Annotated in this window: 11 protein-coding genes; 7 read left to right on the top strand and 4 right to left on the bottom strand. The window is 42.0% G+C overall.

Annotated features, from left to right (window positions below; translation table 11 throughout):
- Positions 1-236: 236 nt before the first annotated feature.
- The 5 genes from Q7A53_RS18905 (at position 237) to Q7A53_RS18885 (ending at position 6,389) form a co-directional block, all read left to right on the top strand.
- Positions 237-461 carry a hypothetical protein gene (locus tag Q7A53_RS18905; RefSeq protein WP_411790765.1) on the top strand — a complete coding sequence of 75 codons (225 nt, stop codon included), beginning with the start codon at positions 237-239 and terminating at the stop codon, positions 459-461.
- A 575-nt stretch (positions 462-1,036) separates the two neighbouring features.
- Positions 1,037-2,512: a PTS mannitol transporter subunit IICB gene (locus Q7A53_RS18900; protein ID WP_411790764.1), complete on the top strand. Its 1,476-nt coding sequence runs from the start codon at positions 1,037-1,039 to the stop codon at positions 2,510-2,512.
- A gap of 190 nt (positions 2,513-2,702) precedes the next feature.
- Positions 2,703-4,799 carry a BglG family transcription antiterminator gene (locus Q7A53_RS18895; RefSeq protein WP_411790763.1) on the top strand — a complete coding sequence of 699 codons (2,097 nt, stop codon included), beginning with the start codon at positions 2,703-2,705 and terminating at the stop codon, positions 4,797-4,799.
- 17 nt (positions 4,800-4,816) lie between these two features.
- Positions 4,817-5,254 (top strand): PTS sugar transporter subunit IIA, encoded by a 438-nt coding sequence (locus Q7A53_RS18890; RefSeq protein WP_411790762.1) that lies wholly within the window; start codon positions 4,817-4,819, stop codon positions 5,252-5,254.
- A gap of 1 nt (position 5,255) precedes the next feature.
- On the top strand, positions 5,256-6,389 hold the full coding sequence (locus Q7A53_RS18885; protein WP_411790761.1) for a mannitol-1-phosphate 5-dehydrogenase: 1,134 nt from the start codon (positions 5,256-5,258) through the stop codon (positions 6,387-6,389).
- A gap of 988 nt (positions 6,390-7,377) precedes the next feature.
- On the opposite strand, the gene ade is transcribed toward Q7A53_RS18885, so the two are convergent.
- Both ade and Q7A53_RS18875 read right to left on the bottom strand, forming a co-directional pair.
- Positions 7,378-9,159, bottom strand: coding sequence for an adenine deaminase (gene ade, locus Q7A53_RS18880; RefSeq protein ID WP_411790760.1), 1,782 nt, complete (start codon positions 9,157-9,159; stop codon positions 7,378-7,380).
- A gap of 87 nt (positions 9,160-9,246) precedes the next feature.
- A complete protein-coding gene (locus tag Q7A53_RS18875; RefSeq protein ID WP_411790759.1) occupies positions 9,247-9,612 on the bottom strand; it encodes a PilZ domain-containing protein in 366 nt (121 codons plus the stop codon).
- 254 nt (positions 9,613-9,866) lie between these two features.
- Here Q7A53_RS18875 and Q7A53_RS18870 point away from each other — a divergent pair, with 254 nt between their 5' ends.
- Both Q7A53_RS18870 and Q7A53_RS18865 read left to right on the top strand, forming a co-directional pair.
- Positions 9,867-11,654, top strand: a complete 1,788-nt coding sequence (locus Q7A53_RS18870; RefSeq protein WP_411790758.1) for a M3 family oligoendopeptidase — start codon at positions 9,867-9,869, stop codon at positions 11,652-11,654.
- A 25-nt stretch (positions 11,655-11,679) separates the two neighbouring features.
- Entirely contained in the window at positions 11,680-11,979 is a 300-nt protein-coding gene (locus Q7A53_RS18865) for a 4a-hydroxytetrahydrobiopterin dehydratase (protein ID WP_411790757.1), read from the top strand.
- A 193-nt stretch (positions 11,980-12,172) separates the two neighbouring features.
- Here the strand turns inward: Q7A53_RS18865 and Q7A53_RS18860 are convergent, their stop codons facing one another.
- Positions 12,173-13,960, bottom strand: coding sequence for an FTR1 family iron permease (locus Q7A53_RS18860; RefSeq protein ID WP_411790756.1), 1,788 nt, complete (start codon positions 13,958-13,960; stop codon positions 12,173-12,175).
- A gap of 37 nt (positions 13,961-13,997) precedes the next feature.
- Positions 13,998-15,266 (bottom strand): iron uptake transporter deferrochelatase/peroxidase subunit, encoded by a 1,269-nt coding sequence (gene efeB, locus Q7A53_RS18855; RefSeq protein ID WP_411790755.1) that lies wholly within the window; start codon positions 15,264-15,266, stop codon positions 13,998-14,000.
- Positions 15,267-15,330: the final 64 nt, after the last annotated feature.

Here is a 15,330-nt window from a genome sequence, read left to right as displayed (position 1 = left end):
GTGTATTTTAGAAAAATTTGATTATTTATAAAAATTAATTCGAATACAATTCTTTATGATAAAGAGGCACTTATCCAATTTGGATAGGTGCTTTTGTTCTAAAGTGGCAGGGAATAAGAAGGAAAAGGAAGTAATTTGTAGAAATAATCATATGAAGCGTCCGCTACACTTCTAAATTAAAGGTTATCAATCGTTTTGAGTTCCATTCTTAAAGTTGTCCATGAAGGAGGTCTATGGTGAGAAAAATAGGATTTCCATTATTGTCCTCGGTTGGAACGATGGGTCTATTATATTGGATTGGAAATATTTTTAATTTATCTCTTCTTACGTTTTCATTTGTTTTAAATGAACCATTGGAGAATGGATTCTTTTTTGAAGCGAATATTTCCATTCTTCCTTTTGCTGCAGGCTTATTAGTTGGGTTTATTGTGGAACGACTAGGTCAACTAAAAGGTGCATGAACTCAAGGTATACTTGAAGTCTATTTCTAGAAGGGAACTAACAGAGTCATACAACAAAAAGAAGCCTTCCGTGCCGTACTCGGAAGGCTTCTATGTATAATTCCATAAGATTAAATAATTACAGCATATAAATCATGACGTAAAGGATGCCAGCGAGAAGAGCAGAACCGCCAAATCCATAAATAAAGTCTGTTGTATCATACTGTGTACGTTTTCTCATGCTGAGAACCCCTTTCACTCATTTATTTTAAAAAGACCAAAGCAATGGACGATTTCCCACGAAAAATAGGTCTAAAACGAATTTCAATCTTCCTTATTTTTCTTATTCTACTAATTAGACGAATTCACCTTCCGAAAAGTTTCATTTTTATTACAAAAATGTATCATTAATATTTCAACAACGTTCGACAATTCCATTTTATCCAAAAAACGACAGCACAAAATTGTTTTTTTAAAAGTTGTCAACATCCTCTCTGCCAAACATGCATTTAGATTATATTGAAGAAGAGGATGTAACCGCTTTAAAATAAGAGTATAAGAAAAGAGAAACACATTATTGTGAAGGAGGATATAACATGTCAGAACAAAAATCGGGTAAAAGAGCAAAAGTCCAAAAGTTTGGCAGTTTCCTAAGCAGCATGATTATGCCGAACATTGCCGCGTTTATTGCGTGGGGGATTATTACAGCTCTATTTATCCCAGATGGATGGATTCCTAATAAGGATTTAGCTCAATTAGTCGGACCTATGATTACGTACTTACTGCCATTATTAATTGCTTTTACTGGTGGCCGGCTGATACATGGTTTACGAGGCGGTGTAGTAGCCGCTACAGCTGTAATGGGGGTTATCGTAGGACAGCCTGATACCCCAATGTTCCTGGGAGCCATGATCATGGGGCCAATCGCTGGTTATGCGATTAAACTGTTTGATGATGCCATAGAAGGTAAGATTAAATCAGGCTTTGAAATGCTCGTCAACAACTTCTCAGCAGGTATTGGCGGTGCCATTTTGGCCATCGTTGGTTATTACATCATAGGACCAGTGGTAGAGGGAATTACAGAGTTCCTTGGAGCCGGTGTAGAATATCTTGTAAACGCAGGCTTACTTCCACTAGTAAATATATTTATTGAACCTGCAAAAATACTATTTTTAAATAATGCGATCAACCATGGTATTCTCAGCCCGCTTGCTGTGGATCAAGCTGAGAATGCTGGTAAATCTGTATTGTTCTTGCTGGAACCTAACCCGGGTCCAGGATTCGGTGTGCTGCTTGCCTTTATGTTCTTTGGTAAAGGAATTTCCAGACAAACAGCTCCAGGCGCAGCGATCATTCAATTCCTTGGTGGTATTCATGAGATTTATTTCCCATATATTCTATCTAAACCGATGTTAATTCTCGCAGCAATGGGCGGTGGTGTTGCCGGTACAGCCACTTTCGTAGCTTTTGACGCAGGGTTATCTTCAACTCCTTCACCGGGAAGTATCTTTGCTCTCTTGTTTCTAACGCCAAAAGGAAATTATGTAGGAGTTATTCTTGGGGTGCTGGTAGCGACGGTCGTTTCCTTCGTCATCGCTTCTATAATTCTTAAATCTTCCAATCAGGAAGAAGAAGGAGATTTAACCGCAGCCACTGAGAAAATGGAAGGAATGAAAGGGAAGAAAAGTTCTGTTTCAGGTCAACTGTCAGGCGCTCAAAAAGAAGAAACGGGCACTAGTTCAGAAGCGGCCACTGAAAACCAGAATACGGATGAAGTCCCTTCAGTCAATTTAGAAGAAGTGGACAAGATTATATTTGCCTGTGACGCAGGTATGGGATCGAGTGCGATGGGAGCATCCTTGCTTAAGAATAAATTTAAAAAAGCTTCCATTGATATTAATGTTACCAATATGGCGATCAACGACCTGCCATCTGATGTAGATGTGGTAATCACGCATAAAGATTTAACAGAACGTGCGATGCAAAAGGTTCCAAATGCTTACCATATTTCTGTAGATAATTTCTTAAACAGCCCTAAATATGATGAGCTAGTAGAGGAATTGAAAAAATAAACCATTCCTTTGTAAAAGAGTCTGAGATTCCTCAGACTCTTTTGCTGTAAGTTATTAAAAGATGTCAAGATTCCCTGTGTCTAAAATGTAGTTTCTAATTATTGTATCTAGAGCTTGTGGGGAGTACGATAAAGATAGAGAAAACAAGCGAAGATATTGAGTTCATCGAATGGAAAGGGGGCGGTTAACAATGTACGTATCAGCACGTGAACGTAAAGTGATTGATCTGCTTCTCCAATCCCAGGATGACCTCCCCATTAAGCAGATTGCCGACTTATTAGAAGTGAGTTCCAGAACGGTTCACCGTGATTTGAAGGGAATCGAGGAAGTCCTTGAAACTCATCAATTAACCCTGCAGAAGAAAACAGGAAGCGGGCTTGCTATCTTGGGGAACGATGAAAATCGCCTCCAATTAAGACGAGCGATTAGTGATCAGAAAGCGCTGGATTATACGCCGGAAGAACGACAAGTTCTCATTCTTTCACGGCTGCTTGACTCAAGCGAACCTGTGAAACTTTTAACCTTTGCTAGTGAACTTGGCGTAACGGCCGCAACGATCAGTCATGACTTGGATAAAATTGAGAACGATATCACTGGTTATCAACTTGAGCTCATTCGAAAGCGGGGCTATGGAGTAGAAATTCAGGGAGATGAAGCTAATATTCGAGATGCGATCAGCCATTTGATCATGCATCATTTGGATGAACTGGATTTCTTAAAACTGTTAAGAGACCATATTCAAGGTCCTGCTTCCCCGACCCTGGATTCTGTCTCAGATCATTTGCTGGGCCTTGTGAATAAAGAAACGATTGCTACCATTGAGCAAACGGTCGAGTCAATCAGACCGATATTGAATTATCACTTGGCTGATAGTGCTTACATTGGTCTGGTGATTCATTTGGCTCTGGCGATTGAAAGGCTGCGTCAAGGGGAATTCATTCGTATGGAGGATAGTTATTTAGACGAACTGCGTCCTGCGAAAGAATTTGAGGTGGCAAGCCAGCTCATAAGAAAGCTGGAAGAGGTGTTTAACCTAAACATACCGGAAGCCGAAACCGGATATATCACCATGCATTTAATGGGGGCTAAAGTAAGGTACGACCAAACGATTTCTCTAGAGGAAAGCAGTCTTAGTATCGCCTTCAAAGCAAAGCAAATGATAGAATTCGTTTCTAAAGAAATGAATCAAAATTTACATCAATCCGATCAATTGTTAGGTGATTTAGTCGTCCATTTAAAACCTAGTGTGTATCGAATTCAGCAGAAGATGGATATTCAAAATCCATTAATGGACCAGATTGAAGGGGACTACCCGCAGTTATTTACTATCTTAGAAAATGCAGTGGAACAGGTCTTTCCTTCTTTGACTTTCCCTAAGGAAGAAACTGCTTTTCTAGTGATGCATTTTGCCTCCGCTTTGTTAAACATGTCGGAGACGATCAGGATCCGGGTGATGGTAGTTTGTTCCAGTGGGATTGGGACCGCCAAGATTCTCGCTGCCAAACTTAAACAGCAGTTTTTTGAGATTGAAGAAGTGGAACACAAATCCTTATTCGATTTAGAAAAAATTAACCTTCATGAGTATGATTTGATCGTTTCTACCGTTCCGCTTAGGGACCGGGATCAATACGTCCTTGTGAATCCAATGCTTCCTCAGTCCGATGTCCACAAGCTGGAGCATGCGATCCGGCGTGTGAAAATTGGGGAGCGGATGAGAAAAGTGGAAAAATCTCCTCCTCCTGAGGTGCAGACTCTGCAAGCGATCAAAGCTTCTGTTTCTAGTATTCAAAACTGCGCAGAGGTTATCAGCCAATTATTGAACCACTTGAAGGTTTTACCAGTCAAACCAATAGGGAAACAAGAAGTAATAACAGAAGCTTGTGAGCACCTGGAGAGAAAAGGGGCCCTTACGAATCCCAAGGAAGTGAAGCGGGCTTTGCTGGAAAGAGAAAAGGCAGGAGGTCTTGGGATCCCGGGGTCCTCAATAGCCTTGTTTCATACAAGACTTTCCGTCATCCCCGAGTCATCGTTTACAGTATTAACTCTTCAAGAGCCGGTTTCGATCTTGGGGATGGATGGGGATATGATGCCTGTTCGTACGATCATTCTAATGCTTGCTCCTGAGAAGGTGAAGCCAGAAGGTCTTGAGGTGTTAAGCTTTTTAAGTTCTATATTGGTTGAAGATCCAAAAAGTATTAGGGTTTTAGATTCACATGAGGAAGAGTCAATAACTCAGTATCTTTCCAATCAGGTCCATCAGTTTTTCCAAAAGAAAATGACTATATAAAAAAAGGAGAATGTATTATGTCAGAAAATATCTTAACTGCAAAAACAATCGAATTAGGTGCATCTTTTGATAACCAGGAAGAAGCGGTTCGCTATGTAGGCGGGATGCTTCGTGATCAAGGGTATGTCACCGATGAGTACATTGAGCAGATGCTTGAACGAGAAGAAGTAACATCAACCTATATGGGGAATTTTGTAGCGATCCCTCATGGCACTGAAGCTGGAAAAAAAGCAGTAAAAGAGACGGGGCTTGCGATTGTTACGGTTCCAGAAGGCGTTGAATTCGGAAGCGGAAATACCGTTAAACTGCTTATTGGTATTGCTGGTAAAGGTGATGAGCATTTAGAAATTCTTTCGCAAATTGCCATCGTCTGTTCAGAAGAAGAAAACATCGATACAATTTTAAATGCTCAATCAAAAGAAGAAGTCATTTCTCTATTTAATGAGGTGGAATAATATGAGAGCCGTTCATTTCGGAGCCGGAAATATTGGAAGAGGTTTTATCGGAGCCCTGCTTACAAAAGCAGGATATCAAACAACATTTGTAGATGTGAATGATGCTTTAATTGACGAGATTAATGAACAAGGCCGTTATCAAATTGAACTTGCAGGTGAAAATGAGTCGATTCAAGTCTCTAATATCTCCGGGTTAAATAGTGCGAAACAAAAAGAGGCCGTAGTAGACGCTCTTGCTCAAGCAGATATTATTACAACAGCTGTCGGACCGAACATTCTATCCATCATCGCTCCATTATTAGCAGAAGGTCTTGCTAACCGAAGCACTCCTGTTAACGTTATTGCTTGTGAAAATATGATAGGAGGAAGCGAGCAGCTTAAGAATCATGTTCTGGAGCAGGCAAAGAGTGAGCAGAAAGAAAATATCTTAGCTCTCGCTGGATTTCCTAATGCTGCAGTGGATCGAATTGTCCCCGATCAAACACATGATGATTTATTAACTGTGAAAGTGGAACCGTACTTTGAATGGGTAGTGGAGAAAACTGCCATCAAAGGGGATCAGCCCGAGGTCGAAGGGATGACACTTGTTGACGATCTTACCCCTTATATTGAGCGAAAGCTATTTACTGTTAATACTGGCCATGCTGCCGCGGCTTATCTAGGTAATTATTATGGACACGAAACTATTAAAGAAGCGATGGAAGACTCTAACGTATTAAGTAAAATGCAAGGAGCGCTGCAAGAGTCCGGTGCCGTACTGATTAAGAAGTATGGATTTACCGAAGCTCAGCATCAGCAGTACATTGATACCATCATCCAAAGATTTCAGAATCCAGATTTGTCTGACCTCGTTACCCGTGTCGGCAGAGCGCCGATTCGTAAGTTGGGACCGAAAGACAGGCTCGTCAGGCCGGCAGTTGAATATCTTGAATGGGTGAAGGAGACACCTGAACACCTGGCTGAAGTTATTGCTGCGGCACTGCTTTATAAAAATCAAGATGATGCTGAAGCGGCAGAGCTTCAAGCACTGGTTGAAAAAGAAGGTGCTTTAGGAGCACTTCAACAAGTGGCTGATCTCAGTGAAAATCATCCACTTCTAACCGCGGTGGATGAACAGCTTAAAAGTTTTGCATAGTATAATTGCCTTCCTTAAGTGATGCTTAGGGGAGGTTTTTTTATGATTGCCTCGAAGAGTAGATTGCTGAAGTTGAAGTAGGCCTAATTTGATGGAGGTTAATAGACAAACACAACCTAATAACGATTGTTCAATTGCTCTGTAAAGATTTTGTCTGTGTACTATGTTGGGGGAAAATAAAGAGATTCAAAAATTTGACCTTAAACTAACTGGCAGGATTGTGTAAGACTCAATTTCGAGGTGATTAAGGCCCGTAACCTGATTAAGAGTAAGGGTGTGGCATAGAAACGATTCGTCTTGTTCCATCGCCCAGACTCTCGAGACATAAGCCGCTCATCTTGATGGTCGGCTTATGCTGGTCGAGTCTATCGAGGCGATTCCACATTTGAACACTTTCCGCGGGCATGCGCTGAGCCTCCTCACACTTCGTCTTCCGGGGTCTCACCTGTCATTCGTCTCCCGCAGGAGTCTTCTCGTCCTTTGCCTCATGATTCTCTCGGAATCACTCCAAGTCACCACCTAATAATGAGTTGGAAATATAAAAGATTTCTTTGTTCCCGATTCTTCAGTAAAAAGGGATAGATCAAACAACGACTTACTCTTTCCTGTTTATAATGTTCATTTGATGGGACATAGAATATTGTTCTCGATGATTTACTTTCATTAGTGGGCTGCTTATTTTAGTCCAATGCTTTTGATATTTCCGTACCCACGTAATCATAAAGAGGTCGGGGAAATGGGGAGACTCCTATGGGAGGATAGGACAGGTGAGATCCCACAGGGCAATTTGCCCGAAGAAGCTCACCGGCCGCCCATGGAAAGCTAGCTGTTTCCTCGACCTCGACTCACTTATAACCGTAACGGAAATTCTCAAATATCTTAAAACTGAGTCTTTAAGTAACTTGAGCTTTAATTTAATCACATAATAAAAAAACAGAACGATTGGGATATGTAAATCCAACCGTTCTGTTTGCGTAGTATAGATATTCTATTGTTCGTTGATCTCCAAAGGCGTTAAAGCAAAGCTATCGACATCAGCCAATCCCCGGTTGGTAATCCGCAGCGATGGGATAACGGGCAGAGCAATTAATGAAAAAGTCATAAATGGAGCATGAATCGGGCAGCCGAGTTTCTTCCAAGCTTCTTCTAATTTCTCCACCTGGGCAGCTACGGTTTCCAACGGCTCTTCCGACATAAGCCCTGCAATCGGCATAGGTACAGAAGCTAATATTTGTCCATTTTCTACCGCTGCCATTCCCCCGCCAATCTCGGCAAGGTGATTCGCTGCAATCGCCATGTCTTCTTCAGAAACGCCCATAACAAGCAGGTTATGACTATCATGAGCAACGGTGGAAGCGACAGCCCCGCTCTTTAATTGAAAACCTCTCGCGAAGCCATGTGAAATATCTCCTGAACCATGATGACGATCGATACAAGTGAGACGAATGACGTCATTCGTCACGTCTGATTCAATAATGCCGTCTTTTACATGAAGTTCAGCTTTCCCTTTTTTAGTCCGCGCATTATTTTCAATGATATCAATAACCTGAACTTCCGTTTTATTCTTCTGCGCACTCTTTGGATAAAAGTCTTCTGCCTTCAGTGGTTCCTTGAGATGCACGGAATTCTTTGCTTTGTCAGGATAGCGGTATTCAGGAAATGATACGAGATAATTTCCTTGATCGTAGACCATTTTTCCGCCAATAACAACAGTAGAAGGCTTCATTTCCTCCAAATCGTCGATCATCAGAATATCCGCATGTTTCCCTGGGGAGAGACTGCCTAAAGTATCTCCACAGTTAAAGTAGTGGGCAATATTAATCGTAGCAAGCTTCAGGGCAACAAGGGGGTCTATGCCTTCTTCAATCGCACGTCTCACTACATGGTTTAAGTGTCCTTTGCTGACGAGCGTCTGAGGGTAAACATCATCAGTGATTAGTGAAAGATTGTCAGTGGGCATGTGGTCTTTGGTTATGATAGGAGCCAGCTGTTTCACGTCCTGCCAGGCAGAGCCTTCTCTAATCATGACGTGCATACCTAACCGCAACTTTTCAATGGCTTGTTCCCGGGTCACCGTTTCATGGCAGGAGGTAACTCCGGAGGCAATATAAGCTTGCAGCATAGCTGGATCTTCGGCGGGCATGTGTCCGGTTACCGTTTTACCTGCACGAATCGTGGCATCAATTTCTCCTGTCATCTTTTCATCTCCATGAATAACTCCGGGGAAGTTCATCACTTCTCCGAGCCCAGAAACATTATTCCATGTGAGACCTTCTTCAATATCTTTGATGGTAAGCTCTGCACCGGCATCCTCTAAATCTTCAGTAGCAGGTACACAGGAAGGAATGGTAGTAGAAACACGGAGAGGCAGCTGCTGCCCTTCTTCATGCATCCAGCGGACACCTTCTAAGCCGAATACATTTGCAATTTCGTGAGGATCCATAAAAATAGTCGTCGTTCCTTGCTTTATGGCTGATTTTGCAAACTCAGTTACAGACATCATCGTGCTTTCCACATGCATATGTCCATCAATCAATCCCGGCGTCAAGAAGCGGCCATGGGCTTGGATAACCTCGGTCGCGCTGCCGATGAGATGGGAAGCTTCCCCTATATACGCGATACAGCCCGCCTTAATTGCAATATCTATATCAGGAAGGGTTTCATTAGAGTGGACATTGATCAGTGTTCCTTTTTGTATCACTACATCCGCCTTTAGTTTTCCTAGTGCTGTTGCAGCAAGTTTTTTTCTTTGGTCCATGGTTATAATCATCGAGAATTCTCCTTTTAAACAATGATATAAAAACACCTGAGCCTATGCTCAGGTTAAAAAGGGGCTTATCCTCACCAGTACAGAGAATCATTCTCGCTCTTCTGGAGTGGATTTGCGAAACTTTTTTAATACCTCAACGACTTCTTCATGGTGGTCATTGATAAAACCCACGCCATAATGATAGCTGTCAGGGTTCTCTTTTGCCCAGAGGAGATCAGCCGCAAATTGGAGTTGAATATTAGCAATAGTCGTTCTTATGGATAATTGAATTTTACTCCTTAAAGGGATACGAAAGTTTGCTGATAACTTCAGTCCCCCGGGGCTCATATCCATAATCGTACCTGGTCCTTCTGAAGTATTTACTGGGGTGTTATCTACTTTAATAATTTTAAAATGAGCTGGAATGGGATCTTTAAATACATATCGTAAGGATTCATGACGCCGATATCGCATGAAATCTCCCCTTTGCTACTAAGTTATTTAATGAAAATACCAAAGTTTATTTAAAAAAGCAATAAACAAAAGGTGGATGCAGGTGTTGATAAGTTCTATTATCCCACAGGAATGAAAGAAGGAATAGGGGGAAGTAAGGAAGAGGATAGGAGACTGAATTTTTCTTATTTTGAGAACAATTTGATATAATACAACTGGTATAGAAAATCTGTTTGTGGCCAATTTAAGTGCATTTAAAAGAGAGGGGTAACACCATGAAACCATTAAATCCAGTTTGGGATTTAGACTCCATTTTCACAGGAGGAAGTGAATCAGAGGAATTACGGTCTTACGTGGAAAAGATAGAGGAAGACTTGGAAAGCTTACATAGACTAGTAAGTCAATTCACACCACCTCAGCATAGCGAGCAAGTTGACGCTCTTCAGGAACTTATCGATAGCATTCAAAATGTTTCTAAGGAATTAGGAGAATTTGGGGCCTTTGTAAGCTGTCTTAGTGCGCAGAACTCTGCAGATAAGAAAGCAGTTATTTGGATGTCCAAACGAAGTGAGATTGGGGCGAGATTTGCCAATATCATGACCGAGCTTGATCAAAAGCTGGTTCAAATTAAGAAAGACGTTTGGACCGGTTTACTCAAGGAGCAGCCTTTTACTGAAGTGTCCTTTGTCTTGAATGAAAGACGTCAGCAGGCGATGGATAAATTGGATTATGGGAAAGAGTCTTTAATCAATGATTTTGCTGTAGATGGCTACCATGGCTGGGGGCAAATGTATGATGCCATTGTTGGGAAGATGACGATTTCTATTGGTGGAGAAGAGCTTTCCGTTGGCCAAGCAGCAAATAAGCTGAGCTCATCCGACCGTTCCGTACGGAAGGAAACGTTTGAAAAGCTTCAGACAGCGTGGTCAGAGGAAGCGGATTTATTCAGTGAAACTTTAAATCATCTCGCCGGGTTCCGTTTGCAAATGTACAGCCAGAGGGGATGGGATAGGCTCCTGAAAGAACCCCTTGAACTCAATCGGATGAGTGAGCAGACGTTAAATACAATGTGGGAAACCATTGAAAAATATAAGCAACATTACGTGAAATATTTGAAAAGAAAAGCTGAGCTTATACACGTCGATCAGTTGAACTTTTATGATGTAGAAGCGCCCATTGGAGAAACGGAACAGACGATGAGTTTTGATGAGGGGGCATCCTTTATCATTGAACAGTTCCGTCAGTTTAGTCCGAAAATGGCAGATTTTGCTGAGATGGCTTTTGAAAACCGGTGGATTGAAGCTGAAGATCGTGCCGGAAAGCGGCCGGGAGGTTTTTGCACGAGCTTTCCCGACAGTGAACAAACGAGAATTTTCATGACTTATTCTGGTACGCCATCAAATGTAGCAACGCTTGCCCATGAATTAGGGCACGCTTACCATCAGCACGTGATGAATGATCTACCCGCTTTGAACCAGGACTACGCGATGAATGTAGCGGAAACCGCATCTACTTTTGCTGAAATGATTGTTGCAGATGCCGCAGTCGGGAAAGCGAAGAATGAAGAAGAAAAGCTCGTACTCCTTGAAGATAAGGTCCAGAGAAGTGTTGCTTTCTTTATGAACATTCACGCTCGTTTCCTATTTGAGACTAGCTTCTATAAAGAGAGAGAAGATGGAGTAGTGAGCGGAGAGCGATTAAATGAATTAATGGTCCAAGCTCAAAAAGAAGCCTATGTGGAGACGCTGGGAGAATATGACCCAACTTTCTGGTCATCTAAACTGCATTTTCACATTACCGATGTTCCGTTCTATAACTTTCCTTACACATTTGGGTATTTGTTCAGTCTTGGAATTTATGCGAAAGCTAAGCAGGAAGGCAGTGAATTTGAGGAGCAATACATTGCGCTTCTTAGAGACACAGGGCGCATGACTGTGGAGGAATTAGCGGAGAAACATATGGGCGTGGATTTAAGGAAACCAGATTTCTGGGAACATGCACTGGAACTTGGTTTAAAAGATGTGGAAGAGTTTATGAATCTAAGCTCTCAGTATTCATCATAATCCTGATTCGGAAAGGATGGTCTTTATGGAGAAGCGACTAACAGATGAAGAAAAACAGGAACGCGTAGCTGAACTAGATGGCTGGAAGCTTGAAGATGAAAAGTTTATTGTGAAACGCTATCGGTTCCAGGATTTCCTTACGGGAGTCCAATTTGTAAACTATGTGGCACAGTATGCAGAAGATATCCAGCACCATCCCTTTATCAGCATTGATTATAAAATGGTGACGATGAAGTTAACTTCGTGGAATGCGAAGGGACTTACAGAACTGGATCTTACTTGTGCGGAAAGATATGATGCTCTATATGAACAGATAAAGGAATAAGTTTTCCGAAAATATAGGGCAGTAGAAAAGATGAAGTACTATCATACCAAATCGGATATGATATGGTATGGATTACTTGTGAAGCTCCATTCTGCTCTGGATAAAGGGACTAGTTTAAAAGTTAAATGTTTAATAAATAGATATGATTTACAAACTGAAAGCCCTCTCTGAATCCAGAGAGGGCTTTCAGTTATTATGATGCTTTGCTTGAGGCATATTTCCGCTTTCTTCGGCCGGTATTCATAAATTGAGCGAGAATGATCACGCCAAGCAGAAGTTGAGTTATTGAAGTCTCAAAGGTTGGATAAATACCGAGCAAATCGATGGTCGGAATAAATCCAAGCGGGTGGACGGGGAAAATGTCTGTGATTTGCAGAGCGTGAATACTTACTCCGGTAAATTTAAAGGCTACATAGTAAATCATCAGGCTTGCTGCAAGGAAGAATGGGCGAATAGGGATTCGGACACTCAGCTTGATTAATAGGAAACCAATCACAATTAGTAGGAGTAAAGCTCCGCCCATGCCTAGCAACAACTGAGTAAGTTTAATAGAGGGGGCCATCCCTAAATAGAAGAGAATCGTTTCTGCCCCTTCCCGGAAGATAGCTATAAAAGTGACTAAGGCAAGCAGCCATTTTCCGCCTTTTTTCATTACTTTTTGGAGCTGGTGATTCACATATTGATTCCAGGCGAGGACATTGGATTGCTTGTGCAGCCATGCGCCAACTGTGATCATCATAACAACAGCTATCAAACCTGTGAAGCCTTCGATCATTTCCCTGTTGGTTCCAGCTTGAAATCCTGCAAACAACACGGTAAGCAAAATAGCTAAACCGGCGCTTAGAACGACTCCTGCACCTAGCCCGCTCCAAACCCAGCGCTGCTTGTCTTCATTTCCCGTTCTTCTCAAGTAAGCAAGAAGGGTAGCGATCACAAGAATCGCTTCCATGCCTTCACGGAACAGAATGAAAAAGGCATCCCATGCTGAATAATTACTTTGATTAGCAAAGGGTTCAAGGTCTGCTTTCATGTCTTTAAGAAGGCGAAGAGCCTTGTCTTTATCGGGGTGATCTGAACTGACAATCGTAAGGACTTCGGTCATTGAATTCTCAGTTTGAGTGTAGACTTTCTTAGACTTAGTAAGCACCTCGCCTTCTACTAGCGGCCAAGATTGGATGAACTTCTGGATTTGGTCAGCAGCTGATTGATATTCCTTTTCGTCAACTTCCGTTTGAGTCCGATTAAGAAGTTTAATTAAACTCTGGACCGTAACATTCTCTTGCGGAGGGGGATTAGTTGTGCTTATTTTTCCATTTAAATAATTTTGGATGTCTTGCTTGAGTTTGTCGATGGCTCCTATCGCTTGTTGTTTATCTAGAGGTGATTTATTTAATGAGACTCGTACCATGCTCATTTTTGTTTCAATAGAACCGTAGGCTTGAAGGTTAGTTTCTCGGATAGGTTTTTCAAGAGCTGTCCATTTATTTACAAAGGTTTGGTTCATAGCCCGGGCCTGATCCATATGACCTTGTTTAATTTGGGTCTGGATATCTGCTAAGTATTGAATTAAACGGCTGATCGCGACTTGGTCTACCTTTGCGTCTGCTCCTGAAGAAGAGCTGACATATTGGTCAGTAGCACGTGCTAGATTCACAATATGTTCGTATAATGCGTCTTGGTCTATAGAAGAATTCTTCAGCATTTGAAGAGCAGTATCAAGTTCTGTGGAGATTTGGTCAGCTGTTTCTGCCATATCTGGAATCTTTTCTGCGTTTTCCCAGTCTTCTCGGAAAGCTAAAAGTGATTGTTTAAGAGAGGAATAATCCTCAGCTCTTACTTCGACCAGGGCATCGCCGATCTTCGGCATAAGAGCAGATTTGCTGTCCCCTTCAGCTCCGTGAGTAACAGCCGTTCTGGTAAATAATACGAGGAGGAAAGCACATAAGAGCAAGCTTAGCTTTCCGAATTTCTTTGCATGCATGATGGTCATCCTTTCATACCTCAAATCCTATTAATGATTAGAATAATTGATCCCCAATATATCCGCCCCTTGCTGACCCTCCAGGGCAGGCGAATACGGCAGAACCAATATGCCGGATGTATTCATTTAACCGATCTGACTTAGCCATTCGCTTTTGGATAGGAACAAATTGTTTGAATGGATCTTTTTGATAGGAAATGAATAATAGGCCGGCGTCTAATTGAGCACGTGTTGGATCCATTTCACTCGTATAGGAATACGCTCTACGCAAGATCTTTTGTGAACCATCGCCCCGACCAAGTTTTACATGGGAATCTACGGGAATCGAGGGTTCGCCTTTTTCATTCTTTTTGTGAAAATCTGGTTCATCAAATTCATTCTGCTGCCCAAGCGGAGCTCCGGATACTTTTTCGCGGCCAAATGTGTTGTTCTGTTCCTTCAAATGGGTACGGTCCCATACTTCCAGCAGCATCCTGATACGGCGCATGACCATGTAGCTGCCATTTTTCATCCAGGCGGCTTCACTGCCGTTTGACCAGACGATTTGATTGAAGTCTTCCTCTGTACTTGGATTTACCGTCCCATCTTTAAATCCAAATAGATTTCTTGGAGTTGAAGGCTTCTTTTCCGCTTGTTTAGTTCGCTGAAAACCTGATTGCATCCATTTAAGAGTAACAACTCCGCGCCCAATTCTAAGTAAGTTTCGTACCGCGTGAAAGGCAACTTGCTGATCATTCGCACATACTTGCACACAAAGATCTCCACCTGACCATTCCTTCTCAATCTCATCTCCAGGGAAAGAGGGGAGAGAACGAAGCTGATTCGGTTTTCGGTTGGCTAAACCAAAACGATCGCTGCCTTCCTTCTCAAAGAAGGTTGGACCAAATCCATAGGTGAAGGTTATTTTAGATGCAGATAATCCAGCAGCTTCCCCTGTATCTTCAGGTGGAATATAAGGATTGTTTGAGTAATCGCCTAGAAGTTTCGCTTGTGCCATTTTTTCAGAGGCCATCGTCCATTCTTTAAATAAATCACGAACCTCTGAAATATTCTTCGTTGTGAGGTCTAAAGAAATGAAGTACATATATGTTTGAGGTTTGGTAGCAATGCCGGCTTGATGTTTTCCATAGAAAGGGACCTGGTCTTCTATTTGCCCTTCCTGCTCTTTATCGAGAGTTTTCCCAATGGCAGCAATGGACCCCACTCCACTTGCTCCTATAAGTAAACCGAGACCGCCTGCTCCCGTTCTATAAAGCATTTCTCTGCGTGTTAATTTCTTTCCATTAGGTCTTTGTTCATCACTCATTGCTTCCATCCTTTCTAGCTGATTTGCCCCTGTGATGTCCTGAGGGAGCGGTCACCACAAGAAA

Source organism: Halobacillus rhizosphaerae (assembly GCF_046719735.1).
Taxonomy (GTDB): Bacteria; Bacillota; Bacilli; order Bacillales; family Halobacillaceae; genus Halobacillus_B; species Halobacillus_B rhizosphaerae.
Note: the sequence above shows the minus strand (reverse complement) of the source record. Positions and strands in the feature narration are given on the sequence as shown.